At 55.1% G+C, this 26,198-nt stretch carries 26 protein-coding genes; 12 read left to right on the plus strand and 14 right to left on the minus strand.

Annotated features, from left to right (window positions below; all coding sequences use genetic code 11):
- Positions 1-12: 12 nt before the first annotated feature.
- The 4 genes from IAE50_RS04425 to IAE50_RS04440 all read right to left on the minus strand — a co-directional run bounded on the left by IAE50_RS04425 (position 13) and on the right by IAE50_RS04440 (position 2,423).
- On the minus strand, positions 13-369 hold the full coding sequence (locus tag IAE50_RS04425; RefSeq protein WP_200579687.1) for a DUF1971 domain-containing protein: 357 nt from the start codon (positions 367-369) through the stop codon (positions 13-15).
- Positions 370-382: 13 nt separating this feature from the next.
- Positions 383-721, minus strand: a complete 339-nt coding sequence (locus tag IAE50_RS04430; protein WP_200579688.1) for a DUF1869 domain-containing protein — start codon at positions 719-721, stop codon at positions 383-385.
- 10 nt (positions 722-731) lie between these two features.
- On the minus strand, positions 732-1,064 hold the full coding sequence (locus tag IAE50_RS04435; protein WP_094422095.1) for a DUF1971 domain-containing protein: 333 nt from the start codon (positions 1,062-1,064) through the stop codon (positions 732-734).
- A 282-nt stretch (positions 1,065-1,346) separates the two neighbouring features.
- Complete coding sequence (locus tag IAE50_RS04440; protein WP_200579689.1) at positions 1,347-2,423, minus strand: pectinesterase family protein; 1,077 nt, start codon at positions 2,421-2,423, stop codon at positions 1,347-1,349.
- 534 nt (positions 2,424-2,957) lie between these two features.
- On the opposite strand from IAE50_RS04440, the gene IAE50_RS04445 reads away from it, so the two are divergent.
- On the plus strand, positions 2,958-3,185 hold the full coding sequence (locus IAE50_RS04445; protein ID WP_042718032.1) for a hypothetical protein: 228 nt from the start codon (positions 2,958-2,960) through the stop codon (positions 3,183-3,185).
- Between the two features lie 302 nt (positions 3,186-3,487).
- Positions 3,488-5,677, plus strand: coding sequence for a TonB-dependent siderophore receptor (locus tag IAE50_RS04450; protein ID WP_200579690.1), 2,190 nt, complete (start codon positions 3,488-3,490; stop codon positions 5,675-5,677).
- 164 nt (positions 5,678-5,841) lie between these two features.
- Here IAE50_RS04450 and IAE50_RS04455 read toward each other — a convergent pair whose 3' ends face one another.
- Positions 5,842-6,312, minus strand: coding sequence for a hypothetical protein (locus IAE50_RS04455; protein ID WP_200579691.1), 471 nt, complete (start codon positions 6,310-6,312; stop codon positions 5,842-5,844).
- A gap of 397 nt (positions 6,313-6,709) precedes the next feature.
- Here IAE50_RS04455 and yghU point away from each other — a divergent pair, with 397 nt between their 5' ends.
- On the plus strand, positions 6,710-7,573 hold the full coding sequence (gene yghU / locus IAE50_RS04460; RefSeq protein ID WP_054803388.1) for a glutathione-dependent disulfide-bond oxidoreductase: 864 nt from the start codon (positions 6,710-6,712) through the stop codon (positions 7,571-7,573).
- Positions 7,574-7,580: 7 nt separating this feature from the next.
- Complete coding sequence (fucR, locus tag IAE50_RS04465) at positions 7,581-8,279, plus strand: L-fucose operon activator (protein ID WP_200579773.1); 699 nt, start codon at positions 7,581-7,583, stop codon at positions 8,277-8,279.
- A 17-nt stretch (positions 8,280-8,296) separates the two neighbouring features.
- Here the strand turns inward: fucR and IAE50_RS04470 are convergent, their stop codons facing one another.
- The gene (locus IAE50_RS04470) at positions 8,297-9,946 is read right to left on the minus strand and encodes a methyl-accepting chemotaxis protein (protein ID WP_200579692.1); all 1,650 of its coding nucleotides are present in this window, start codon (positions 9,944-9,946) and stop codon (positions 8,297-8,299) included.
- Between the two features lie 830 nt (positions 9,947-10,776).
- On the opposite strand from IAE50_RS04470, the gene IAE50_RS04475 reads away from it, so the two are divergent.
- Entirely contained in the window at positions 10,777-11,817 is a 1,041-nt protein-coding gene (locus IAE50_RS04475) for an aldo/keto reductase (protein ID WP_200579693.1), read from the plus strand.
- A gap of 68 nt (positions 11,818-11,885) precedes the next feature.
- On the opposite strand, the gene IAE50_RS04480 is transcribed toward IAE50_RS04475, so the two are convergent.
- Positions 11,886-12,380 (minus strand): TIGR00645 family protein, encoded by a 495-nt coding sequence (locus IAE50_RS04480; RefSeq protein ID WP_023480998.1) that lies wholly within the window; start codon positions 12,378-12,380, stop codon positions 11,886-11,888.
- Between the two features lie 86 nt (positions 12,381-12,466).
- Complete coding sequence (locus tag IAE50_RS04485) at positions 12,467-12,973, minus strand: ESA_00282 family adhesion-associated protein (RefSeq protein ID WP_042718021.1); 507 nt, start codon at positions 12,971-12,973, stop codon at positions 12,467-12,469.
- A 103-nt stretch (positions 12,974-13,076) separates the two neighbouring features.
- Here IAE50_RS04485 and IAE50_RS04490 point away from each other — a divergent pair, with 103 nt between their 5' ends.
- The 3 genes from IAE50_RS04490 (at position 13,077) to IAE50_RS04500 (ending at position 14,917) form a co-directional block, all read left to right on the plus strand.
- Complete coding sequence (locus tag IAE50_RS04490) at positions 13,077-13,481, plus strand: hypothetical protein (protein ID WP_094422107.1); 405 nt, start codon at positions 13,077-13,079, stop codon at positions 13,479-13,481.
- On the plus strand, positions 13,474-13,941 hold the full coding sequence (locus tag IAE50_RS04495; protein WP_234467101.1) for a cytoplasmic protein: 468 nt from the start codon (positions 13,474-13,476) through the stop codon (positions 13,939-13,941). Before IAE50_RS04490 ends, IAE50_RS04495 begins: the two co-directional genes overlap by 8 nt.
- A gap of 79 nt (positions 13,942-14,020) precedes the next feature.
- On the plus strand, positions 14,021-14,917 hold the full coding sequence (locus IAE50_RS04500; RefSeq protein WP_200579695.1) for an SDR family oxidoreductase: 897 nt from the start codon (positions 14,021-14,023) through the stop codon (positions 14,915-14,917).
- 53 nt (positions 14,918-14,970) lie between these two features.
- On the opposite strand, the gene exbD is transcribed toward IAE50_RS04500, so the two are convergent.
- Complete coding sequence (exbD, locus tag IAE50_RS04505) at positions 14,971-15,396, minus strand: TonB system transport protein ExbD (RefSeq protein ID WP_042718016.1); 426 nt, start codon at positions 15,394-15,396, stop codon at positions 14,971-14,973.
- A gap of 6 nt (positions 15,397-15,402) precedes the next feature.
- Positions 15,403-16,134: a tol-pal system-associated acyl-CoA thioesterase gene (exbB, locus tag IAE50_RS04510; RefSeq protein ID WP_023480942.1), complete on the minus strand. Its 732-nt coding sequence runs from the start codon at positions 16,132-16,134 to the stop codon at positions 15,403-15,405.
- Positions 16,135-16,374: 240 nt separating this feature from the next.
- Here exbB and metC point away from each other — a divergent pair, with 240 nt between their 5' ends.
- Both metC and IAE50_RS04520 read left to right on the plus strand, forming a co-directional pair.
- Positions 16,375-17,562 (plus strand): cystathionine beta-lyase, encoded by a 1,188-nt coding sequence (metC, locus tag IAE50_RS04515; protein ID WP_200579696.1) that lies wholly within the window; start codon positions 16,375-16,377, stop codon positions 17,560-17,562.
- Positions 17,563-17,679: 117 nt separating this feature from the next.
- The gene (locus IAE50_RS04520) at positions 17,680-18,339 is read left to right on the plus strand and encodes a DedA family protein (protein WP_042718012.1); all 660 of its coding nucleotides are present in this window, start codon (positions 17,680-17,682) and stop codon (positions 18,337-18,339) included.
- 33 nt (positions 18,340-18,372) lie between these two features.
- Here IAE50_RS04520 and IAE50_RS04525 read toward each other — a convergent pair whose 3' ends face one another.
- Complete coding sequence (locus IAE50_RS04525; RefSeq protein ID WP_023480896.1) at positions 18,373-19,272, minus strand: AraC family transcriptional regulator; 900 nt, start codon at positions 19,270-19,272, stop codon at positions 18,373-18,375.
- Positions 19,273-19,466: 194 nt separating this feature from the next.
- Here IAE50_RS04525 and yqhD point away from each other — a divergent pair, with 194 nt between their 5' ends.
- Both yqhD and dkgA read left to right on the plus strand, forming a co-directional pair.
- Positions 19,467-20,630, plus strand: coding sequence for an alcohol dehydrogenase (gene yqhD / locus IAE50_RS04530; protein WP_200579697.1), 1,164 nt, complete (start codon positions 19,467-19,469; stop codon positions 20,628-20,630).
- Between the two features lie 102 nt (positions 20,631-20,732).
- The gene (gene dkgA, locus IAE50_RS04535; RefSeq protein WP_042718007.1) at positions 20,733-21,560 is read left to right on the plus strand and encodes a 2,5-didehydrogluconate reductase DkgA; all 828 of its coding nucleotides are present in this window, start codon (positions 20,733-20,735) and stop codon (positions 21,558-21,560) included.
- Between the two features lie 118 nt (positions 21,561-21,678).
- On the opposite strand, the gene IAE50_RS04540 is transcribed toward dkgA, so the two are convergent.
- The 3 genes from IAE50_RS04540 to IAE50_RS04550 form a co-directional block, all read right to left on the minus strand.
- A complete protein-coding gene (locus tag IAE50_RS04540) occupies positions 21,679-23,814 on the minus strand; it encodes a YgiQ family radical SAM protein (protein WP_200579698.1) in 2,136 nt (711 codons plus the stop codon).
- 121 nt (positions 23,815-23,935) lie between these two features.
- Positions 23,936-25,348 carry a cell division protein FtsP gene (gene ftsP, locus IAE50_RS04545; RefSeq protein ID WP_042718004.1) on the minus strand — a complete coding sequence of 471 codons (1,413 nt, stop codon included), beginning with the start codon at positions 25,346-25,348 and terminating at the stop codon, positions 23,936-23,938.
- Positions 25,349-25,418: 70 nt separating this feature from the next.
- The gene (locus IAE50_RS04550) at positions 25,419-26,156 is read right to left on the minus strand and encodes a 1-acylglycerol-3-phosphate O-acyltransferase (RefSeq protein WP_128482093.1); all 738 of its coding nucleotides are present in this window, start codon (positions 26,154-26,156) and stop codon (positions 25,419-25,421) included.
- Positions 26,157-26,198 lie beyond the last annotated feature (42 nt).

Below are 26,198 nucleotides of genomic sequence, written 5' to 3' on the forward strand. Positions count from 1 at the left end.
GGCGCTAAGCGGTTAACGGCGGTGGGTATTGACGACCTGACCGATGCCTTTACCATCAAGCGCGGCATCAGGATCGGCAAAAAAATCGAGGTTGAAGTAAGTGTCATCGGTCAACAGTTCAACCCGGTGCCAGTACTCCGGCGGGCTGATGCCAAACTGCCCTGCTTCGATCACCACTTCTCGCTCAGGAGTGGTGTCATGCTCACTGGCAAAACCGATGTATTTCACCGCGCCCTGCATCACCGACAGGCGGCCATAGACCCCCTTCCTGGTGTTGTGGTGCGTCAAAAGCGCCTGCGGCACCGTCTCTTTCGTCCAGAAGGGCGTCGAGCGGGTGTGGCGAAAATGGAGTGGAATAAGTTGCGTCATCGTTAGCCTCCGGTTACCAGCCGCACACGTTGGTCTCTTCATCCGATTCGTAGCCGCGGACGATATTAATCAGATCTTTTACCGCGTCGGCGGCAATAAGGGGATCGGTCAGCTCGCTGAGGCGGGTAAAATCTTTATCGACCGAGACGCCATTATTATTATTGGTGACAGTCAGCGCATATTCCCCGTCTTTATCGAGAGGGAAATTTAATTTCGCAACCAGTTCAGAAACGGCCTGGTTCGCAATATCAGGCAGGTAGAGCGACATCGGCTTTAAATAAACTTTCTGCTCTGTTTTACCGCTTTCCCGATGGGAAACCGAGAGTGAATAACCTCTGTTTTCTGTATCCATAATTGCTACCTCAACCTTCAATCAGAATTTGGGGATCAACATAGAAATCGACGCTGAATACCGTGTCGTCACTGAGCGCCTCAATGTTGTGCCATTTTTCAGGCGGGAAGACGCCGAACTCACCGGCGTGGATGGTCAGGGTTTCCACCGGCTGCGGGCTGGTCTCATCGGCATAGCCGTAATAGCGGATCGCGCCGCGCTGCACGCTTAAACGCGGGTAAACACCCTGACGCGTTCCGGCGTCAAGATGGCGTTTCCAGATGGAGGCCGGCGCGGTCTCTTTTGTCCAGAAGGGCGTGGTGCGGGTGTGGACATAATTCGCGGGTATGGTAATGCGTTGCATATTTCATCCTCTTTTATCTCAGCAACGGTTGTCGCCGGGAGGGGGAAAAGCATATGTTGCATATCATATACCCGTTTTATGAAATATCGACTATTTTTTATAAATGTTATTAAAAGTTGATAAGATAAATCTCTACAAACCTATTTCGTGCTACTTTTTATACTCCGAAAGGATCATATTAATAAAAGACAAAAGCGCGATAAAAATGAAAACTCACGGTAACAGATGAAATTATTTATTCAGCAAAGCTAAATAAAGGCCCCCAAAATGGGGGCAAGTCGCTTATTGCAGAAAGGTGCTCTCCCAGCCGTCGAAAATGGCTGCCACGTTATACTGCGCGGCGTCTGCCTCGCTGAGCTGATAGTGCTCACCGCCCTGCCCGGCGCCTGGCCCACGGTTATTGGCCTCATAAAAACGGCTGTCCTGTGGGTAAAACCAAATTTTATCGCCGTGCTTATCTTTGCCGGACATCTTGTCCCAGCCGTAGATATGGTCATCAATCTCGCTATTGATAATCGCCGCCAGGCCAATGGCGTTCGGGTCGGCATAGCGCCCGTCGCTAAACTGGGTGGTCGGGTGCCACGGGCGGCCCAGCGCAAAGCTTTTCGCCGGCACGCCCGGCTCTTTGCTCAGCTTACTGTTGATAATAAACAGGCCAAACCGCTCACCGGCCTGGGTGGCAGGCGCGGTGAGGTAACCGTATGGCGGGGCGGTGTCATCACGGTTGCGGGCAATGATTTCGCAGCGATCGAACACCGCGATACCGGGGCCAAAGATAAAATCGACGTGGCCGCTGATGGCGCAGTCGGTGAAGTAGCTGCGGCTGCCCTGCTTGCTGTAAAAAGTATCCTGGTAACCCTCAAGGCGAACGTGACGAAAGCGCGCTCTGTCTGCCCCTTCCGCCACCATCAGCGCCACCGCCTGGGTATCTTTCAGCTTCTTCGCGTCGCCTTCCGGCAGTGCGGCATTGGCAGGGAAATCAAAAGTATTACGAATAGTGAGGTTCTCCAGCGTCACGCCGCTGGCGCGGATCTCTACCATGCTGGTGCGCCCGGTGCCGAGCTTCTGCCCCTGTTCATCTAGCGCCCCTGCGGGGGTATTGGCCTCAATCACCGTGCCCGCCGTCGATTCCCCGATCAGCGTGACGGGCTTTTCAATTACCAGCCGCTCATGCCAGCGCCCCTCTTTAATCAGAATGCGCCACGGCGTGCCGCTCTGAGGCGCGGCGTTGAGCGCCTGGCCGATAGTGGAAAATTCACCAGCCTGCGGCGTCGGCGATACCACGGCGTTCCACTCGGCGGCCTGCGCGCTGGCGCTCAGGCAGATCAGCAGCAGTGCGGAGCAGTGCAGAGTTTTCATTGTTCTCTCCTTGGTCGTTTTTTGGGCAAAGGCAGTTCATGCAGCCAGGGCGCAGATCTGCCAGGTATGACGCGTTGCCAGCGCTGCGCGCCGGTTCCATCGGGATCTGCTACTGGCAAATAGCGGTCTCTGTCCAAAGTCAGTAAGGAGAGTCGGCTTAACGGGCTGTAATGCTTTTATTTTTTTACGAGAGCATAGGCCAGTAAAATGCCTTTGCGAATTTTAAAACGCTGTTTTGAGATCAAACTCAAACTTATGACGCCCATTACTCAAACGAGAATCAAAACTATTATCACGGTAAAAAAGAGAAATTATTTCCGCTGGTATAGGTTGTTTCTGAAGGCAGCTATATATGGCAGCAGGTTGATTAATTGACTAAAAACGCCTTAAATCATAAGAAGCTATTTTACCTGGCCTCAGGAGTGCTTTTCTGGCAACCTTTGCTTCCCTTTGAGTGGGTAAAAAATTAACATTGCCCGACGTGGTTTTAATATTTGAACGCGGACTCAACCTGCAACGGTAAGTAAAATAATCATGAAAAATAAAAAGATAGACACGATGGCCCGCGTCGCTATGCGCATCAGGGGCTTATCAGTAAAGGAAAAACGTCTTCGCTACCAGGATAAGATGTTTACCTTTAAATATGTTTCCGGACATTACGAAGTCTTTTTGGACGGTGAAAAAGTTGACACCTTCGCTACAGAAAACATCAACCAGGCGATTGCGGATTTTAAAGAAAAAAATAACAAAAACAGGCGCTGATAAACCTGCAAATACGCTTTTATGCCCCGCGTTTACTCCTGTAATTAAATCTTAGAGCACACATAATACCGGGCGACATTACCGTTCGCGCCGGTCTCTTCGCGCACGTCATTAATTCCACAAAGAAACAACCTCTTAAAATTGGTAGTTAAATCACAAGCTTAGGCATAATTTTTTTACACAAGTTGTTTACTTGGTAACGATAATTCATATCATCTTGATAATTACTCTCAACTTGAGAGCGGTGTTTACTCCGACCGGTTAAGGTCGTCTTCACCTGCATAATCAGGAACGTTATAAGAATGAAAAATCATTACCTTTGGGCTATTAACCCCTGTTTGTTGATGATGTTATCCGCGCAGGCCGCGGCACAAGACGCAAAAGAGGAGACGCTGGTGGTGGCCGCCAGCCGTGCCAATCACAGCGTCGCCGATATGGCGCAAACCACCTGGGTCATTGAGCAGGCTGAAATCGAACAGCAGGTTCAGGGTGGTAAAGAGTTAAAAGAGGTGCTGGCGCAGCTTATTCCGGGGATGGATGTCAGCAGCCAGGGGCGCACCAACTACGGCATGAATATGCGCGGGCGCTCAATGATGGTGATGGTCGACGGCGTGCGCCTCAACTCATCGCGCACCGACAGCCGCCAGCTCGATTCGATCGATCCCTTTAATATCGCGCGCATTGAGATTATCTCCGGCGCGACCTCGCTCTATGGCGGCGGCAGCACCGGCGGCCTGATCAATATCGTCACTAAAAAGGGGCAGCCGGAGACGGAAGTGGAGTTCCAGACCGGCACCAAAAGCGGTTTTAACAGCCGTAACGATCATGATGACAACGTTGCGGCCTCGGTGAGCGGTGGTAATGATAAAGCCTCCGGGCGGCTGTCGGTGGCTTATCAGCGCTACGGCGGCTGGTATGACGGCAAAGGCGATGAGGTGATCATCGATAACACCCAGACCGGCCTGCAATACTCTGACCGGCTGGACGTGATGGGCACCGGCACGCTCAACATTGATGAGCACCAGCAGCTGCAACTCACCACTCAGTACTATAAAAGCGAGTCTGACGGCAAACATGGCCTCTTTCTGGGCGAAAACTTCTCGGCAGTCACCGGCTCCGCCACGGCCTACAACAAAGGCAACCTGGATGCCGACCGGATTCCGGGCAGCGAGCGCCACCTGATTAATCTGCAATACTCAAACACCGATTTCTGGGGCCAGGATGTGGTGGCGCAGATCTACTACCGCGACGAGAGCCTGGCGTTTTACCCCTTCCCGACCCTCGCCAGCGGCCGGGTCACCAGCATCGGTGCTTCGCAGCAGAAGACCGACTTTTATGGCGGCAAGCTGACCATCAACAGCAAACCGGTTGATGCCCTGACGCTGACCTGGGGGATCGATGCTGAACATGAAAACTTCGACGCCAACCAGCAGTTTTTCAACCTGAACAGCGCCGCCGCCAGCGGGGGAATGCAGCTCGATAAAGCCTTCAAGGTTGAGCGCTATCCGGGCTACAGCATCACCAATATCGCGCCGTTCCTGCAAAGCAGCTACGACATTGACGCCATCACCCTGAGCGGCGGCGTGCGTTACCAGTACATGGAAAACCGCATCGACGATTTTGTCGGTTATTCCCAGCAGCAGGCGATTGCCAGCGGCAGAGCCACTTCAGCTGATGCTGTACCAGGCGGGAAAACGGATTACAACAATCTGCTGTTTAACGCCGGAATCCTCGGTCATCTGAGCGACCGCCAGCAGCTGTGGTTCAACTTCTCGCAGGGCTTTGAGATCCCTGACCCTGCTAAGTATTACGGCGCGGGCACCTATCAGTTAGTTGATGGTCACTACCGCCTGCTGAACAGCGTCAACATGAACGAGTTGAAGCTGGATGGCGTAAAAGTTAACGCCTACGAACTGGGCTGGCGCTACACCGGCGATAACCTGCGCACGCAGATTGCAGGCTACTATTCACTCTCTGATAAGACTATCAAGATCAACAAAAGCGACATGTCTATCATTGTTGATGAGGGTAAGCGCCGCATTTATGGCGTCGAAGGCCAGGTGGATTACTTCTTTACCGACAGCGAATGGAGCACCGGCGCTAACTTTAACGCCATCAAATCCGAGACGCAGGTTAACGGTAAGTGGGAGAAACTAACCATCGACAGCGCCAGCCCGTCGAAAGTGAGCGCGTGGATCAACTGGGCGCCGGGCGACTGGACGCTGCGCCTGCAGAGCACGCAGACCTTCGATCTCTCCGATGCCGACGGTAAGCGCATCGATGGCTATAACACGATTGATATGCTCGGCAGTTATGCCCTGCCGGTGGGCAAAGTGAGCTTTAGTGTGGAAAACCTGCTGGATGAGGAGTACACCACCGCCTGGGGTCAGCGTGCGCCGGGATTATATAGCCCAACCTATGGCGCGCCGGGGTTATATACCTACAAAGGACGTGGTCGGACATTCGGCGTAAATTATTCGGTTCTTTTCTGATATCTACTGCCGCCTGGAAAACAGGCGGCAGTAATTCTCAGCCGAATGCCTGCTTATAATCAATCTTGCTTGCCTTACCTTAAGCCAAATAGAATAATTTTTTTGAGTTATTTCTTAATTAACTCACTGAGAATATAAAATATATTAATTAAAACGGCGAAGCGTTATTGCATATCCGTCGGGGTAGATTCGCCGGGTGCAACCTGCTGCGCCTGTTTTATTTTGCTCTGCTGAGCCGTTTTGTTAAGTGCCTCAAGCTCCTGGGCACGCGCTAACTGCTCCTGCGTCACTTTCCTCCCGGTAAAGGCATCAACCATTTCGGTTCGCCCATCGGGATATTTTACTACGGTGACCAGTCGCCCGCCGAATTGGGGAATACCGGACATCTCAAGGGCATAATCAATCTCTTGATTTTCCGCTCTTTTCTTTTGACGTACCGGCTCTTCGGCTTTTACCTCTTTGCTCTCTTTATGGCTCTCCGCTTTGCTGGAAAGGGTCACTTTTATGCTCTCATCCTGATAGGTGTGAGCCTCTTTGACATTCTCTGTAGAGGTGGTCATCGCCGCTTTATGGGTGGCGTGCTCGTGTGTGTTGGCAAGCGGAGGGCTTGCCTGAATAGCCTGAATTTCTTGCATAATTCTCTCCGCGTGTAGTTAACAGATAATTAGCTGATGACTCCTCCAGGGTGAGTCGAAAAAAATATCCCTATAACGTTTATCGTCAGCCTGAGAAAACAAATTAATAAGAAATAATGGTAACAGTAGCTTAATTATAGACATTTTAAAAATAAGAAAAGACTTATTTAATACAATAAGAATTTAACTTAAAGAGACGAAATAATAATAAATCGATTTTAAGTCAGTGCATTTAAATAAAACTTTTGCAGACAACCAGTGAAAGATAGCGCGGCCGATAACCACAATAACGACCACTCTTTTCCGCCCGGATTGTGGTGTATCCTCGCGAAAGGCGACTGCTACACTGCAAGGCATGTAGCCCGACAACATCAAACATCACAGAGAGGGAAACGCTATGTCAGATAACTATCAACCCCCGAAGGTGTGGACATGGGATCAATCCGGCGGCGGCGCGTTTGCCAATATCAACCGCCCGGTTTCCGGTGCCACCCATGAAAAGGCGCTGCCGACGGGCAAACATCCGTTGCAGCTCTACTCCCTCGGTACGCCAAACGGCCAGAAAGTGACGATTATGCTCGAAGAGCTGCTGGCGAAAGGCGTCTCTGAAGCGGAGTATGACGCGTGGCTGATCCGCATCGGTGAAGGAGATCAATTCTCCAGCGGTTTCGTCGAGGTGAACCCGAACTCGAAAATCCCGGCGCTGCGCGACCACAGCACCACCCCGCCGACCCGCGTGTTTGAGTCGGGCAACATCCTGCTCTATCTGGCAGAGAAGTTTGGTCACTTCCTGCCGCGCGATCTCGCCGCACGCACCGAAACGCTGAACTGGCTCTTCTGGTTGCAGGGCTCCGCGCCGTTCCTCGGCGGCGGCTTTGGTCACTTCTACAGCTATGCGCCAGTGAAGATCGAATACGCTATCAACCGCTTCACCATGGAGGCCAAGCGCCAGCTCGACGTGCTGGATAAGCAGCTGGCGGAACATCAGTTTGTCGCAGGCGATGAGTACACCATTGCCGATATGGCGATCTGGCCATGGTACGGCAACGTGGTGCTGGGCAATGTCTATGATGCGGCGGAGTTCCTTGACGCGGGCAGCTACAAAAACGTCCAGCGCTGGGCGAAAGCGATCGCTGAACGTCCGGCAGTGAAGCGCGGCCGCATGGTTAACCGCACCTTCGGCCCGGCGAATGAACAACTGCATGAGCGTCACGACGCCAGCGACTTCGATACGCAAACCGAAGATAAACGCGGCGCGTAAGGGAATGATAAAGACGGCACGCCAGCAGGCGATTGTGCAGCTTCTGAAGAGCCAGCAGTCGGTCACTACCGCCGCGCTCGCCGCTGAGCTTGCCGTCAGCGTGGAGACCATTCGCCGCGATCTCAACGCCCTGCAGATGGAGGGCAAAATCATTCGCCGACACGGTCGCGCACGCACGCTGGCGGATGGCAGTGAACCCTTTCGCGCTCGCCTAAAAAGCCACTATGCGGATAAAGCCGATATCGCTCGTCATGCGCTGAACTGGGTGGAAGCCGGCATGACGCTGGCGCTGGATGCCAGCTCAACCTGCTTTCACCTGGCGCGACAACTTCCGGATATTCCGCTGACAGTGTTTACCAACAGTTTGCCGGTATGCGAAGTGATGGCCCGTCGCCAGCACAGCGAGCTTATCTGTTCCGGCGGTCGGCTGGCGCGCGGTGAGCGCTGCTACGTCAATCCGGCACTCGCCAGCCTGCTTAAATCGCTGGAGATCGATCTGTTTATCTTTTCCTGCGAGGGGATTGATGGCAACGGTGAGATGTGGGATTCCACACGCCATAACGCGGCGTTTAAATCGGCACTGCTGCGCCGGGCGCAGCAGTCACTGTTACTGATTGATAAGAGCAAGTTTTACCGTGCCAGCGAAGCCAGCATCGGTAACCTTTCGCTGGTGACGCAGATGATCACCGACGCGCCCCATCCCTGAGGCGCGCTGTTACGGGATTAGAACGCGACCCACTCATCGGACGATGCGCCGGGTTTGCGGCCAGTGCCACGGCTCATATCGGGTTTCACCAGTTTGGCAGCGGTGGGTTTATGCTCCTCTTCACTGGTCAAACGGAACTGCTGCACGGAACGCTGCAACTCTTCGGTCTGACGCTCCAGCGCAGCGGCGGCAGCCGACACCTGCTCAACCAGCGAGGCGTTCTGTTGGGTAACGTTGTCCATCTGCGTGATAGCGACGCCCACCTGTGAGATCCCTTTGCTCTGCTCGGCAGAGGCGGCGGCAATCTCTTTCATAATGGTGGTCACTTCACGCACGGCGCGCAGGATGCCTTCCATCGTGGTACCGGTGTCGTTAACCAGCTTCGCCCCTTTCTCAACGCGCGAGACGGAGTCGGCAATCAGGGTTTCAATCTCTTTTGCCGCGCCCGCGCTGCGGCTGGCGAGGTTACGCACTTCGCCGGCCACCACCGCAAAACCCCGGCCCTGTTCACCGGCACGCGCCGCTTCTACCGCCGCGTTAAGGGCGAGAATATTGGTCTGGAAAGCGATGCTGTTAATCACGGTGGTGATTTCGGCAATCTTCTTCGAACTGCCGGAGATACCATCCATCGTGGTGATCACCTCTTTCACCAGCGCGCCGCCTTTGCTGGCGGTGACCGAGGCGACTTCCGCCAGCTCGCTCGCCTGGCTGGCGTTATCGGCGTTCAGTTTCACCGTGGCGGTTAACTCTTCCATGCTAGCGGCGGTCTCTTCCAGCGCGGCGGCCTGCTCTTCGGTACGCGAGGAGAGGTCGTTATTGCCGGTGGAGATCTCGGTTGCGCCGCGCCAGATGTTTTCACTGCCGTGGCGGATACTGCTTACCGCTTCACGCAGGCTATCCTGCATCGCTAACAGCAGTGGGATCACCTGGCCTACGCAGTTGCGGCCCATATCTTCCAGCGGCTGGCTGAGATCGCCCTGCGCCATCAGTTTGAAGTGCGCGCGAATACGGTTCAGCGGTTTGACCAGCATGGTCACCAGGTAGCGATCCGTAAACAGCAGGATCAGCAGGCCCAGCACCATTGCAACGATGATCGCTGCGCGGGTGGTGCTGGTCTGGTGATCGACCATGACGCGGGTCTCATCCAGCATCACGCCAGCGGCTTTATTGAAGCTCTCGGTCGCGACGCCAAAGTTGCGGCTCAGACCAGGCGTAACGTTATTGGCCTGCGCACGGTAGGCTTCCGGTGAGCCCTGCTGCGCCAGCTGCATCTGCGGGTTGACGCCCTGCTCCAGCAGCGCCTGCCAGCCAGCGATCACCTGTTCGGATACTTTCGGATCCATCGGCCCTGGCGAAACGGCTTTGAAGTCGGCAAGGCGTTTTGCCATGTTATCCAGCGCCTGCTGCGCGGGTGCCATGTCCGGCGTTCCCCCCGCCGCTTTGGCCTCCATCACGCGGCTCAGCCGTGTCACAAAGCGAAAGTATTGATCATTGCCCTGGCTCAGAAGCGTCATTTGCGTTACCAGCTGGCGGTCGACTTCATTACCGTCGGCAACTTTTGACAAAGAAGAAACGCTATACAGACCGACGCCAGACCACAGCACGCCGAAGATCCCGAGGATCACCAGCAACACGGCGCGTATAGTGAAGTTACGAAGCATATTCATAATTTTAATCCTTGCGGTGAAGGTAGCCCCTCGCCTGCGGGCGAGAGTTATCACTTTTATCGGCACGCGTTTGGGAAGTTGTATGGTCGGTTTAAAATATTTATGTAAAAAAGAGGCCTGCTTTTTTTATGGCTATCACACATTTTGTCACCTGTTAAATGGTTATTCTGCTAAGTTTTTGTTGCGCAAACGCACTTACATAAAAAATATAACTCATTGATTAATAAGGAATAAAATGAAAAACAAGAATAAAGGGGATTACTGGCAGGTTTTGAATTTATCGGTATGGAAATAAAGCCTTGTTTGCTTTAAATATTAAAGCCCATAATTTTATAAAATTATTAATAACGAAAACCAAACAACTCCCGCCGAATTTAATTTATTTAACCCGCTTCATAAAAGCACTCAATAATTAATAACAATGCGTTTTAAGGCGCTTATTTGATAACCCTGCCCGCAAGGCTTTACGCGCCGCTCTCAACGTACAAACCTAATAACCATGCGCCCTGCCGTCACGCGGGCTCACCGCCGCGATGCTAAGAGCATTTTTATGACGCGCAATACCATCGCTTATTCTTATATTTCACCGCCTTTTGGCGATGCTGACAGGAAAAAGGGTTGCGGCTTTTTACCCTCGCTCTCTAGGAATTTTCGTAGATTTAAGCCACGCATGAAGAGAATTAAGCAGCAGTGTAAGGCTCACTCAGAACATTATTTGTGGCCTCTGTTTGCCTTCCGCTCAGCGGAGCTTTTGCTGACAGGGGATCGCACGTAATATAGAAACGTCGTTTCAAAACCATCAGGCACCGTCAGATACGAGAGGAGAGATCATGCCCGGCTTCGCCAACCCTCAGCGTTATGAAGAGATGCAGTATCGTTACTGCGGCAAGAGCGGTCTGCAACTGCCCGCCCTGTCGCTCGGTTTGTGGCACAACTTTGGTCACGTCAACGCACTGGATGCGCAGCGCGCGCTGTTGCGTAAAGCGTTCGATCTGGGAATAACCCACTTCGATTTAGCCAATAACTACGGCCCGCCCGCCGGCAGCGCGGAGGAGAATTTTGGTCGCCTGCTGCGCGACGATTTTGCTCCCTACCGTGATGAACTGATTATCTCCACCAAAGCGGGCTACGATATGTGGCCAGGCCCGTACGGCTCCGGCGGCTCGCGCAAATATCTGCTCGCCAGCCTCGATCAGAGCCTAAAACGTCTGGGCGTCGACTATGTCGATATCTTCTATTCCCACCGCGTGGATGAGAAGACACCGATGGAGGAGACCGCTGCTGCGCTCGCGCAGGCGGTGCAGAGTGGCAAAGCGCTCTACGTTGGCATCTCCTCCTATTCAACAGAGCGTACGCAGCAGATGGCCGCGTTACTGCGCGAGTGGAAAGTGCCGCTGCTTATCCATCAACCCTCCTACAACATCCTCAATCGCTGGGTCGATAACACCGGGCTTTTAGACGCGCTTGATGAGAACGGCGTCGGCTGTATCGCCTTTACGCCACTGGCGCAGGGTCTACTGACGGGCAAATATCTCAACGGTATTCCCGAAGGGTCGCGCATGCAGCGCGAAGGCAAAAAAGTGCGCGGCCTGACGGAGAAGATGCTGACCGAGAGCAATCTCGCCAGCCTGCGGCTGCTTAATGAGATGGCCGAACGCCGTGGGCAGACAATGGCGCAAATGGCGTTAAGCTGGCTGTTAAAAGATAGCCGGGTGACATCGGTATTGATTGGTGCCAGCCGCCCGGAGCAGCTGGAGGAGAATGTGCAGGCGTTAAACAACCTGAGCTTTAGCGCCGATGAGCTGGCGCAAATTGATAAGCATGTGGCCGACGGGGAGCTGAACCTGTGGCAGGCGTCATCGGATAAATAGAAGTGACGTGCCGGAGGCGCAGTTTGCCGGAGGGCGCTGCGCTTATCCGGCCCAGACTCCACTAAAAATCAATGCTTGCCGCGGGTTAAACGATCCAGATAGCCCATCACAAACGCGGAGAGCACAAACGTCAGGTGGATAATCACGTACCACATCAGTTTGTTATCCGGCACGTTCCTCGCATCCATAAAGACGCGCAGCAGGTGAATCGACGAGATGGCGACAATCGACGCCGCCACTTTGTTTTTTAACGAGGTGGCATCCATTTTCCCCAGCCAGCTCAGCTTCTCTTTGTGCGGGCCGATATCGAGCTGCGAAACAAAATTTTCATAGCCGGAGAACATCACCATCACCAGCAGGCCGCCGACCAGCGTCATATCCACCAGCGACAGCAGCGTGAGGATCAGATCCGCTTCTGCCAGCGAGAAGATGTTAGGGATAACGTGAATAATCTCCTGGAAGAATTTGATGGCCAGCGCCAGGAGAGCAAGAGAGAGGCCAAAGTAGACCGGGGCGAGCAACCAGCGCGAAGCGTACATTGCGTTTTCCAGAAAGCGTTCCATGTTCCGTAGTGTCTCGTCAGATAGCTAAACCGGCGCTCAGTATAGCCTGACACCGTCAGCCTTTTGCAACACTCCGGCTGACTTAACTACACCTCGGCAGGGTTAACCCACGGACGCTGGTTCTCCGGCCAAATCAGCACAACCAGCGCAGGGTAAGCTTCGGTGCTGAACTCATGGAAACACTGGCGCAGGTTGAGCACATCCAGATCGCTCGGCGAGACTTTTTCGCCATTGACGCAGCGTTTTTTAATGTTGTCGTAATACTTATACACGGCGGAATTGAGATCGCTGCAACGACGCTGCGCTTCAAATAAACCGGGCGTGTTATTTATCTCCGCCATCTTCATGCGCTTAATCGTTGCTTGCAAAAAATCGATATATTCATGGTTAACGCGCCAGTACCACTCCGGGGTAATCGCGTTCATTAACGTCGAAAAATGATCTTCGCCCTCTTCTTTTGACAGCGGCGTTAACTGCGGTGCTTGCTCATTAATTTCACTAAGGGGAGTCTTTTTATTGTACTCATGCATCAATAATAAAACGCCGCCCGTTAGCAGCAATAAAGTAATAACAGAATACAAAATACTGTCCATCGGTAGACTCCTTTTTTTTGATTTTAAAATTGCCTCATGATATTGTCAACGAACCTCGCCCCTTAATATTCTCTCCCCTGTTAAATAGTAAAGGATAATAGAAATGCTTCCCGAGAACCTTGTCCCGGCACGCTTTCATCTTTCTGCCGTTGAAACCGGGGCAGCACCAGAGGGAAAAGAGCCTGATTTTCCTCAGGATATTGGCCCACTTTCTGAGCATGCGCAAAATATATTAGCCAACGCCAGCCGCAGCGGCCAATCACGTAATATGCTGCTTGAAGAGCACGATCGCCATATTAAAGAGCGCTTGTTCCGCGTCGTGAAAATTGAAACCTTTGCGCGTTTACTTAATGATTTGCAAGCCGAAGGTGAGATTGATGCTCAGACTCTGAGCAAAATAATTTCCGATAAGACGCAAACTATTAACGACGCTGGTAATGAGATTTGGCTTAATCTGATTACCCGCGAAAAAGATGAGCCAATCTTTTATAAACTTGGGGATGAATAACGTGGCTGAAATTGAAAATAATAACGTCTATATCAATTACAGCGAAAGCAAAAGCGACGAATTTATCTTAAAGCAAAATATCGATGCGCTGGTGCAGAGTAAAAACGAGACGATTCAACGCATTGCCCAGGATTTAGTCTCTATTCCGGCGGCACTGGTGCGGTTGAAGTGGCAAAACCGTCGTGAAATCTATCCCCTGCAGGTGAAAGAGGAGATTTACGGTGCAGCCATTGCCGCCATTATCGAGCAGCACCCTGAGCTGCGCGAAAAGATCATGGGCCGACTGGAGGCTAACTATCAGCACCTGGTCAGCCGCGAAAGCGCGACACTGCGCTGGAGCCGCAAACTGAGCGAAGGCATATACCGCACCTCGACGGTTCAGGCGGTGGCGGTAGCGGTAGCGGTGAAAGAAAAGCCTGCCAAAGCGAGCAGCAAAAAAGGAAGTAACCCTCTGCGATAAAGAAAATCCTGAATTTGCCTGCGAAGTCAGCGTGAACTTCTATCCTTAAGGTCTAAGCAACCGATATGGAGGATACTTAATGGCAACTGACCAGACAAAAATCCAGGATCCGACCACCCAGTACTACACCGGTGAATATCCTAAGCAGAAGCAGCCCTTCCCCGGCGTGCAGGCGAAAATGGAACCGGTTCCCGATTGCGGTGAAAAGAGCTATGTCGGCAGCGGGCGGCTGAAAGATCGTAAAGCGTTAGTGACCGGTGGCGACTCCGGTATTGGTCGCGCAGCGGCGATTGCCTATGCCCGCGAAGGCGCAGATGTCGCTATCAACTATCTTCCTGCCGAAGAGGAAGATGCGCAGCAGGTGAAAGAGCAGATTGAAGCAGCCGGGCGTAAAGCCGTGCTGATCCCGGGCGATTTGAGCGATGAAGAATTTGCCCGCTCCTTACCGCACACAGCGAAAGAGCAGCTTGGCGGCCTGGATGTGCTGACGCTGGTGGCGGGTACGCAAACCGCGATTGAGGATATTGCAGACCTCAGCAGCGAGCAGTTTATCTATACCTATAAGGTCAACGTTTTCGCGCTCTTCTGGATCACCCAGGAGGCGATTCCGCTGATGCCGCGCGGGGGTAGCATTATTACTACCTCGTCAATTCAGGCTTATCAGCCAAGCACACATCTGCTTGATTACGCCTCAACCAAAGCGGCTATTCTCAACTACACCCGTGGGCTGGCGAAACAGGTCGCGGAGAAAGGCATTCGCGTGAACAGTGTTGCGCCGGGGCCAATCTGGACCGCGCTGCAGATTTCCGGCGGTCAGCCGCAGGAGAAACTGCCGGAGTTTGGCCAGCAGACGCCGCTTAAACGCGCCGGTCAGCCCGCCGAGCTGGCACCTGTTTATGTCTATCTGGCAAGCCAGGAGTCGAGCTATGTCACCGCTGAAGTGCATGGCGTGACGGGTGGTGAGCACCTGAGTTAAGCAGGCATAAAAAAAGCTGGCTCCGGCCAGCTTTTTTCTATCTTATTTGTGGGTTACTTCGCTTTCGCGACCTCTTCCCCTACCAGACCAATCTTCAGATAGCCCGCCTGGTGCAGGCTGTCCATCACTTTCATCATCGTCTCGTAATCGACGGTCTTATCAGCGCGGAAGAAGATGGTGGTATCTTTTTTGCCTTCGGTCACCGCGTTAAGCTGGTTGATCATCGTCTCTTCCGTTACCGGATCGTTGCCGATAAACATGCTGTTATCTGCCTTAACGGAGAGGTAGATCGGTTTTTCCGGGCGCGGCTGCGGCTGGCTGGAAGAGGCAGGCAGATTGACCTTAACGTCAACGGTAGCAAGCGGCGCTGCCACCATAAAGATAATCAGCAGCACCAGCATCACGTCGATAAACGGCGTGACGTTGATTTCGTGCATTTCGCCATTATCGTCGAGGTTTTCATTAAGACGCATTGCCATAGCCAATCAACCTACGCGTAATTTCTGGGTGGTACGAACCGGCTGCGCGTTGCTGGCGGCCAGATCCAGATCGCGGCTTTGCAGCAGCAGCACCTGCGCGGCAACATCGCCGAGGTTGGCTTTGTAGTTACCGATCATGCGCGCAAAGATGTTGTAGATCACGACCGCCGGGATAGCGGCGACCAGGCCAATAGCCGTTGCCAGCAGCGCTTCAGCGATGCCCGGCGCGACAACCGCGAGGTTCGTGGTTTGCGTCTGCGCGATGCCGATAAAGCTATTCATGATGCCCCAGACAGTACCAAACAGACCGATAAAGGGTGAAATCGCGCCGATGGTGGCGAGGAAACCGTTGCCGCGACCCATATGACGGCCCGTTGCCGCTACGCGTCGCTCAAGGCGGAAACCGGTGCGCTCTTTAATGCCTTCGTTATCTTCGCTGCCTGCGGAGAGCTCCAGCTCATTCTGCGCTTCGTTGATCAACATCGCGCTCAGGCTGCGGGCGTGAAATGTCGAGGCAATCTCAGTCGCCTGATCCAGCGAGCGGGCATCGGCCAACTGCTGCTGTTCACGCTTAAGACGGCGCTTTTGCCCGAGGATCTCAACGCTTTTACTGAAGAAAAGCGCCCAGGTGACGACTGACGCCAGAATCAGACCGATCATCACGATTTTCACCACGATATCGGCGTGCTGATACATACCCCATACGGAAAGATCCGTCTGCATCAAATTATTACCCACTCTGTTTCTCCGGGACGCAAATCACAAAAAACACTGCGCCATAATAGCAAAAAGTCGTCGAATTGATAGTAGTTCTCATTAGTATTTACATAGTGCACAACACAACCAGCTATTTCCTTGCGTTGACGCAGTAAACGGGCGCGTCTGCTGGTTTTATAGAAAAATTCACCGCCTCTGATGCATCATTTCGCAATCATGGTAGTCTGGACATCCAGACGTATAAAAACAGGTTGAGCAGACATGACGGCGAAACATCTTGATACCGCGCTGGTAAACGCCGGGCGGAGCAAAAAGTATACTCAGGGTTCGGTGAATACAGTGATTCAGCGCGCCTCCTCCCTGGTGTTTGAAACGGTGGAAGCGAAAAAGCACGCCACGCGCAACCGCGCCAACGGCGAGCTTTTCTATGGACGCCGTGGGACGCTGACCCACTTCTCGCTGCAAGAGGCAATGTGCGAACTGGAGGGCGGTGCCGGTTGCGCGCTCTTCCCCTGCGGCGCGGCGGCGGTGGCAAACACCATCCTGGCCTTTGTCGAACAGGGCGATCATGTATTGATGACCAATACCGCCTACGAACCGACGCAAGATTTCAGCACCAAAATCCTCGCTAAACTGGGCGTTACCACCAGTTGGTTTGATCCAATGATTGGCTCAAGCATCGTGCAACTGGCGCAACCCAATACCAGAGTGGTGTTCCTCGAATCGCCCGGCTCCATCACCATGGAAGTGCATGATGTTCCCGCTATTGTGCAGGCGGTGCGCAGCGTCGCGCCGGAGGCCATCATTATGCTCGACAACACTTGGGCGGCGGGCGTGCTGTTTAAGGCGCTGGATTTTGATATCGATATCTCCATTCAGGCGGGCACCAAATATCTGATTGGTCACTCCGATGCGATGGTTGGCACTGCCGTAGCAAACGCCCGCTGTTGGGAGCAGTTGCGGGAAAACGCCTATCTGATGGGGCAGATGCTGGATGCGGATACCGCCTATATGACCAGCCGCGGCCTGCGCACGCTGGGGGTGCGTTTACGCCAGCATCACGAAAGCAGCCTGAAGATCGCCGAGTGGCTGGCGGCGCATCCGCAGGTGGCACAGGTCAATCATCCGGCGCTGCCGGGCAGTAAAGGGCATGAGTACTGGAAGCGGGATTTTAGCGGCAGCAGCGGCCTCTTCTCCTTTGTGCTCAACAAGCGTTTAAACAATGAAGAGTTGGCCAACTATCTCGATAATTTCTCGCTCTTCAGCATGGCCTATTCATGGGGCGGCTTTGAATCGCTGATCCTCGCCAACCAGCCTGAGCACATCGCCGCTATTCGCCCGGAAGGGCGTGTCGACTTCGACGGCACGCTGATCCGATTGCACATTGGTTTAGAAAACGTTGATGATCTTATCGGTGATTTAGTGGCAGGCTTTCAGCGCATCGTGTAAACCATGATTAACGGGGCAAAAAGTAAGATTATTCTCCCTTTGTTGCGCCCCGGATCGAGGTCTTTTTGGCGAAGTGGAGTACAATAGCCTCCTCTACGCGGTTCCACAGGAAAGCCCATGGCTGTTATTCAAGATATTATTGCTGCGCTCTGGCATCACGACTTTGCTGCGCTGGCCGATCCACACGTTGTCGGCGTTGTTTATCTCGTGATGTTTGCCACGCTCTTTTTAGAGAACGGCCTGCTTCCTGCCTCGTTTTTACCGGGCGACAGCTTACTGCTGCTCGCCGGGGCGCTGATTGCGCGCGGCTGCATGGACTTTGTCTCAACGCTGCTGATCCTCACCTCCGCCGCCAGCCTCGGCTGCTGGCTGAGCTATGTTCAGGGGCGCTGGCTGGGCAATACGCGTATTGTGAAAAGCTGGCTGGCACAGCTGCCGGTGAAGTATCACGAGCGCGCCACCTGCATGTTTGACCGTCACGGCCTGCTGGCACTGCTGGCCGGGCGTTTTCTGGCCTTTATCCGCACCCTGCTGCCGACCATGGCTGGTATCTCTGGCCTGTCGAACCGCCGTTTTCAGCTCTTCAACTGGCTGAGCGCGCTGCTGTGGGTCGGCGTGGTGATCTCGCTTGGTTACGCCATTAGCATGATCCCATTTGTGAAGCGCCACGAAGATCAGGTGATGACCTTTTTAATGGTGCTGCCGCTGTTCCTGCTGGTGGTGGGCCTGATTGGCGCCGTCACCGTGGTGCTAAAGAAGAAGTTCAGCAACGCCTGAGTTACCGCCCTCTTCGCGCGAAGAGGGCCTCCGTTATGCCCCCTGCATGGTGCGAATTCGCGCCAAATCCTCCCCCGGCGTCACGCCGAAGTAACGCTTAAATTCGCGGCTGAACTGCGATGGGCTCTCATAGCCGACACGCATCGCCGCCGCGCTCGCTTTCATGCCATCGTGCACCATCAGCATCCGCGCTTTATGCAGCCGGTAGGTTTTCAGGTATTGCAGCGGCGAGGTGCTGGTCACCGATTTGAAGTTATGGTGAAACGCTGAGACGCTCATGTTTGCTTCCGCCGCTAACTGGTCGACGCTGAGGTTTTCGGTGTACTGGCTCTCAATGCGCTTTAAGACGCGGCTAATCAGGCTGAAGTGGGTCTGGCGGCTCACCAGCGCCAGCAGCGCACCGCCGCGCGGCCCGGTCAGCACGTGGTAGAGCATCTCGCGGATAATCTGTTTGCCCAGAATGCGCGCATCCAGCGGGCGCTCCATCACATCCAGCAGGCGCTCCGCCGCGCAGAGGATCTCCTCTGATAACACCGCCGAGTTAATGCCGCTGGCGGCGTTCTCCGGGCGAAAATGCTCATCTTCGCCAATATCCATCAGCAGCTCCTGCAACTGCAAAATGTCGACATTAAGACGAATACCCGCCAGCGGCACTTCCGGCGTGGCAAAGGTTTCGCACTCAAACGGCAGCGGCACCGTTAACAGCAGATATTCGTTGGTGTCATAGCGAAAGACGCGCTCGTTGATGTACCCGATTTTATGGCCGGAAAAGAGAAACACGATCCCCGGCTGGTACATCACCGGCGTCCGGGTGCCGGGCTGCGTACCGTAGAGCAGACGGATGTCCGGCAGCAGCGCGCTCAATCTATTTTCATTATTTTTCAATCTCTTAACTTTTTCAGTCAGATGCAGGCAGATCGCTTCACGGTTCATGGTTTGCCACTCCGGCGGCCAGTTTCAACGGTTCTAGTGTGCAAACTTTTGTGACATTTCTCCAGCCGGATAGAGAAACAGGCAAGACATCGGCAGGAATGTGCATTGAGCCTGCGCAGCCCCGCGCCCACAATGATCGGCATCGGGCGGCCTGCCGCCTCAGATTTTTTCACCTCATCAGAAGGGAACGAGCAATGAATAACTTTAATCTGCATACCCCAACCCGCATTCTTTTTGGCAAAGGCGCGATTGCCGAACTGCGCGCGCAACTCCCTGACAACGCCCGCGTGCTGATCACTTACGGCGGCGGCAGCGTGAAGAAAAACGGCGTGCTTGACCAGGTTTATAGCGCGCTGGATGGCATGGACGTGCGCGAGTTCAGCGGTATCGAACCGAACCCGACCTACGAAACGCTGATGAAAGCGGTGCAGCTGGTGCGCGATGAGAAGATCACCTTCCTGCTGGCGGTTGGCGGCGGTTCGGTGCTGGATGGCACCAAATTTATCGCTGCCGCTGCCCACTATGCCGAGGGCGTCGATCCGTGGCATATCCTGCAAACCCGCGGGAGCGAGATCAAAAGCGCCATTCCGATGGGCTCCGTGCTGACGCTGCCGGCCACCGGATCTGAATCCAACGCCGGGGCGGTGGTTTCCCGTAAAGCGACCGGCGATAAGCAGGCGTTCCACTCTCCGTTCGTGCAGCCGGTCTTTGCGGTGCTCGATCCGGTTTACACCTACACCCTGCCCCCGCGTCAGGTGGCGAATGGCGTAGTTGACGCCTTTGTCCATACTGTAGAGCAGTACGTCACTTATCCGGTAGATGGCAAAATTCAGGATCGCTTCGCCGAAGGCATTCTGCTGACGCTGGTTGAAGATGGCCCGAAAGCGCTGCTGGAGCCGGAAAACTACAACGTGCGTGCCAACGTCATGTGGGCGGCAACTCAGGCGCTGAATGGCCTGATTGGCGCGGGCGTGCCGCAGGATTGGGCCACCCATATGCTGGGCCATGAGTTGACGGCGATGCACGGGCTGGATCACGCACAAACGCTGGCAGTGGTACTGCCTGCGCTGTGGAATGAGAAGCGCGACACCAAACGCGAAAAACTGCTGCAATACGCCGCACGCGTATGGAATATCACCGAAGGCAGCGACGATGAGCGCATTGATGCGGCAATTACCGCCACGCGCGACTTCTTCGAGCGTATGGGCGTGCCGACGCGTCTTTCCGGCTACGGCCTCGATGGCAGCTCCATTCCGGCGCTGTTGGCTAAACTGGAAGAGCACGGCATGACGGCGCTGGGCGAGCATCAGGATATTACGCTGGATGTGAGCCGCCGCATCTACGAAGCCGCGCGCTAAGCGCTTCTCCACCCCGGCTTTCGTTTTTGGGTTTTTCGACCACACTTAATGCAAACCACCTTACCGGGCGCGTCCCGGTAAGCCTAGCGAAAGGAGAAATGCATGACACATCCAACGGTGATTAAACTCGCTGACGGCAATCTGATGCCGCAACTGGGTCTTGGCGTGTGGAAAGCGAGCAACGAGGAAGTGGTTACCGCCATCCATAAAGCTCTGGAAGTAGGTTATCGCTCTATCGATACCGCCGCGGCTTACAAGAACGAAGAGGGTGTTGGTAAAGCCTTAGCCAGCGCGGGCGTGCCGCGTGAAGAGCTGTTCATCACCACCAAACTGTGGAATGACGATCAGAAACGCCCGGCCGAGGCCTTTAAAGAGAGCCTGGAGAAGCTTCAGCTCGACTATGTCGATCTCTATCTGATGCACTGGCCGGTTCCGGCAATCGATCACTATGTCGAGGCCTGGAAAGGGATGATTGAGCTGCAACAGCAGGGGCTGATTAAGAGTATCGGCGTCTGTAACTTCCAGACCCACCATCTGCAAAAGCTGATTGATGAAACCAGCGTCATTCCGGTGATTAACCAGATTGAACTCCATCCGCTGCTGCAACAGCGCCAGCTGCATGCCTGGAACGCGACGCACAAGATCCAGACTGAATCCTGGAGCCCGCTGGCACAGGGTGGTGAAGGCGTTTTCGATCAGAAAATCATTCGCGATCTGGCGGATAAATATGGCAAAACTCCGGCGCAGATTGTTATTCGCTGGCATCTCGACAGCGGTCTGGTGGTGATCCCGAAATCGGTCACCCCTGCGCGCATCGTTGAGAACTTCGATGTCTGGGATTTCCGCCTTGATAAAGATGAACTGAGCGAAATCGCCAAACTGGATGAGGGCAAACGCCTGGGTCCGGACCCGGATCAGTTCGGCGGTTAAAAGAGTGTAGACCGGTAATTAAGTAGGCCGGATAAGCGCCAGCGCCATCCGGCACTTTCACCGCCGATGCCGGATGGCGGCTTCGCCTTATCCGGCCTACAAGGTCATCCGGCCCACCTTAGCGCGTCGCTTTTTTCCTCTGCTGCGCCATCGGCGTATGTTTGGTTAATGCCGGTCGCGCGCTGCGGCTCTGGCGGCGCGCTTCGCGCATCTCTTCCACCGTTGGCGCGGGCACCAGGCACTCGCGGCGTGAGCCAATCAGGTGCTTTTTCCCCATCGCTTCCAGCGCCTGGCGCAGCAGCGGCCAGTTGGCCGGATCGTGGTAGCGCAGCAGCGCTTTATGCAGGCGGCGCTGCTTCTCCCCTCTCGGCACCACCACCTCTTCACTTTTGTAATCGATCTTCGACAGCGGGTTTTTGCCGGTGTAATACATCGTTGTCGAGTTCGCCAGCGGCGACGGGTAGAAGTTCTGCACCTGATCGAGACGGAAACGGTGGCGCTTCAGCCACAGCGCCAGGTTCACCATATCCTCATCACGCGTGCCGGGGTGCGCAGAGATAAAGTAGGGGATCAGATACTGCTCTTTCCCTGCCTGCTTCGAGTAGGTGTCGAAAAGCTGCTTAAAGCGGTCATAGCTGCCCATGCCCGGCTTCATCATCTTCGACAGCGGCCCCGCTTCAGTATGTTCCGGCGCTATCTTCAGATAACCGCCAACGTGGTGCGTCGCCAGCTCTTTGACATAGCGCGGATCTTCCACCGCCAGATCGTACCGCACGCCGGAAGCGATCAGGATCTTCTTGATGCCGCGCAGATCGCGGGCACGCCGGTAGAGATCGATGGTCGGCTGATGGTTGGTGTCCATATGCGGGCAGATCTCCGGATAGACACAGGAGAGGCGTCGGCAGGTCTGCTCGGCGCGCGGCGAGGTGCAGCGCAGCATATACATATTGGCCGTCGGCCCACCCAGATCGGAGATCACTCCGGTAAAACCGGGCACCGTGTCGCGAATCGCTTCGATCTCATTGATGATCGAATCCTCAGAGCGGCTCTGAATAATGCGCCCTTCATGCTCGGTGATGGAGCAGAAGGAGCAGCCGCCGAAACAGCCGCGCATAATGTTAATCGAGAAGCGGATCATGTCGTAGGCTGGAATACGGCTCTCGCCATAGGCCGGGTGCGGCACGCGCTGGTAAGGCAGCGCAAAGACGCTGTCCATCTCTTCGGTGGAGAGCGGAATGGCTGGCGGGTTGATCCAGATATAGCGATCGCCATGCTTTTGCAGCAGCGCGCGGGCACAGCCGGGGTTAGTCTCGTGGTGCAAAATGCGCGAGGCATGGGCATAGAGCACTTTGTCCGCTTTCACCTTCTCGTAGGAGGGGAGCAGCACGTAGGTCTTTTCCCACGGCTTCGGGCGCGGCGGCTGCACGGTAACGCGTTTCGCGGCCTGCGGCTCAACGGGTTTGTTATCGGCGCAGGGCAGATCTTCGCCGTACGGATGGGGGATCGGATCGATCTTCCCCGGCGTATCGAGGCGGGTGGAGTCCACCCCGCTCCAGCCAGGCAGCGCCTCTTTCACCATAATCGCCGTATTGCGCACATCGCGGATTTGGCCTATCGGCTCACCGGCGGCAAGGCGGTGCGCGACTTCCACCAGCGGGCGCTCGCCGTTGCCGAACATCAGCATATCTGCCTTCGAATCGACTAACACCGAGCGGCGCACGGTATCAGACCAGTAATCATAATGGGCGGTGCGGCGCAGGCTGGTCTCAATCCCGCCGAGGATCACCGGCACCTCTCTCCACGCCTCTTTACAGCGCTGGGTATAAACCAGCGTCGCGCGATCCGGGCGCTTACCGGCCACGTTATCCGGCGTATAAGCATCGTCATGGCGCAGCTTACGATCGGCGGTGTAGCGGTTGATCATCGAATCCATATTGCCGGCGGTGACGCCGAAAAAGAGGTTCGGTTTGCCGAGGCGCATAAAGTCCGCTTTGCTGCTCCAGTCCGGCTGGGCAATGATGCCGACGCGAAAGCCCTGCGCTTCCAGCATTCTTCCGCAGATCGCCATGCCGAAGCTCGGGTGATCGACATAGGCGTCGCCGGTAACGAGGATGATGTCGCAGCTGTCCCAGCCGAGTTCATCCATCTCTTCGCGCGACATCGGCAGAAAAGGCGCGGGGCCGAAGCAGGCCGCCCAGTACTGCGGCCAGGAGAAAAGATCGCGATCCGGCTGGATCAGGGAGAGTGCGCTCATCGTGCTTCCAGAAAAGGTAAAAAGGGAGTCAAAGGGCGGCGATTATACGCCCTCTTTGTGTGGGAATAGAAGGAGGTTTTTTCAGCACCCGGCAGGCAGAGCGCCGCCGGGTTGGAGGAAATTACGGCGCGGGGTTGACCAGCAGCTGGCCGACCGAGCCGCGATCGGCCATCTCCAGCGTCTGGCTCTGGAACTGGAACGGGAAGTGCGGCCACGAAGGTTGACCAAACCACACCAGCAGTTCCACCTGGCCGTCGATCCAGACGGTATCTTTCCAGCCGCGATCTTCCGGGAACGGCAGCGCGCCGTTGACGCTGCGCAGCATAAACATTGCGCCTTCAATATGGAACGACTGTGGCATCTCTGCGCGCACCGTCCAGCGCTCCCAGGTGCCCTGCTGGGCGGTCACATCGATGCGCTGTGGATCCCACAGCTGGCCATTGATGCCCGGATCGCTACCAAGGGTCATGTCCCGGCTGCGCGACGGCGAGCCGGCCATCAGATCCGCAGGCAGCAGGCGCATCGGCAGGGTATCCGTCACCAGCGGCAGCAGGCCGGTAGGACGCAACGTCAGCACCAGCGTGGAGATAAGAATGCTCGACGGCTCAAACAGGCCGCGCAGCCGATCCATGATCCCCGCCGCTTCGCCGCAGGTAATCGAAACTTCATCACCGTTGGTCATATCGACCAGCACTTCGCGCCGCTCACCGGGCGCCAGCGACAACTGTTTGACCGACACCGGCGCGGGTAGAAAGCCCTGATCGCCGGCGATTACATGCAGGGCGCGGCCGTCGCTCATCTGTAGCAGATAGCGTCGGGAGTTGGAGGCATTGAGCAGACGCAGGCGCACCCAGCCGCGGGAGACTTCAACAAACGGGCTTTGCGCGCCGTTGACCATCAAGGTATCGCCGACAAAACCGCCGCTGCCCGGCTCGCTGTACTCCGGCGTACCGAAGTTATCCAGCCGCTTATCCTGAATGATGATCGGAAAGTCATCCACGCCGTAGTGGTTGGGGATCGGCAGCGCTTTGCTGATCTCATCTTCCACCAGCCACATCCCCGCCAGGCCGCTATAGACCTGCTCAGCGGTGCGGTTCGGTGTGTTGGCGTGATACCACAATGTCGCGGCGCTCTGGCGAATTGGCAGCACCGGTGCCCAGTCATTGCTGGCGCTCATCATGCGCGCTGCGCCGCCCATCAGCGGGCCTGGCACCTGCAGGCCGCTCACGGTCATCGCCACGCTTTCCGTCAGCCGGTTGCTGTAAATCAGCTTTACGTCATCGCCATTCCACACGCGGATGGTCGGCCCGAGATAGCGACCGTTGATGCCGGAAACCGGCGCGCGGGTGCCTTTAACAAAGGACCAGTGCGCGCGCTGGAGCGTCATAAAAAGCGGCTGTCCGCGCCGCGATTCGAGCAGCGGCGGAACGGGCAGCGGCGGTTGCTGCCCGGCAGCATTCGCCCTCAGCGGCACTGCGCTGGTACATAGCGCAAGGCCGGAAGCCTGAAGAAACTGACGCCGACTGAGTGACATATTTGCTCCGAGTAACACTGACTTAATACGCCAGAGGCTGGGTGCCTCCGGGTTTGCTCACAACTGACGTTTATACCCGACCGGCGGCTTCGCGTTCTGCCACTTCTTTATCGAGCTCTTCGATTTTTGCCGCCATCAGTTCGCGGCAGTGGGTCGCTAACTGGCGAACCTGATCTTTACCGAACTGCGTCACATCCACCGGCGGCAGCATTTCTACAATCACCAGCCCATTCTTCAGGCGGTTAAGATTCACTTTATTCGAGGTGGTGGAGACGCAGACCGGAATAATCGGCACACCGGCCGCAATCGCGGCGTGGAACGCACCGGTTTTAAATGGCAGCAGGCCGCGACCACGGCTGCGCGTCCCTTCCGGGAACATCCAGACCGAGATGTTACGTTTCTGGATCTGCTTCACCACCTGCGCGATGGTGCCGTGCGCTTTGGCGCGGTTGTCGCGGTCAATCAGCAGGTTGCCGGTCAGCCAGTAGAGTTGCCCAAAAAACGGGATCCACAGCAGGCTCTTTTTACCCACGGTAACCGTCGGCGGCAGCACGATGCTGGAAGCGGTGACCATATCGTAGTTGTTCTGGTGGTTAGCGATATAGATAGCGTTGCCGAACTTATCCGCGCCCGGCGGCAGGCGTCTTTCCACTTTCAGCCCGCACACTGGCGCAAGGCGACCAAAAAGATGGCCGAAGGTGGCAACATGTTTTGGGTTTCTTGGACTGAACAGGCAGTAAATCGAGCCGAATATCGAGACAAGAATGGAGTAGATTACGATGATGATGACACGAAAAATAAATAACATAGCGACCTCTGAAGCCCATACCCTGAGCATTATATACACGCC

Origin of the sequence: Kosakonia sp. S42 (assembly GCF_016624785.1) — a bacterium.
In the GTDB taxonomy this organism is placed as follows: Bacteria; Pseudomonadota; Gammaproteobacteria; order Enterobacterales; family Enterobacteriaceae; genus Kosakonia; species Kosakonia cowanii.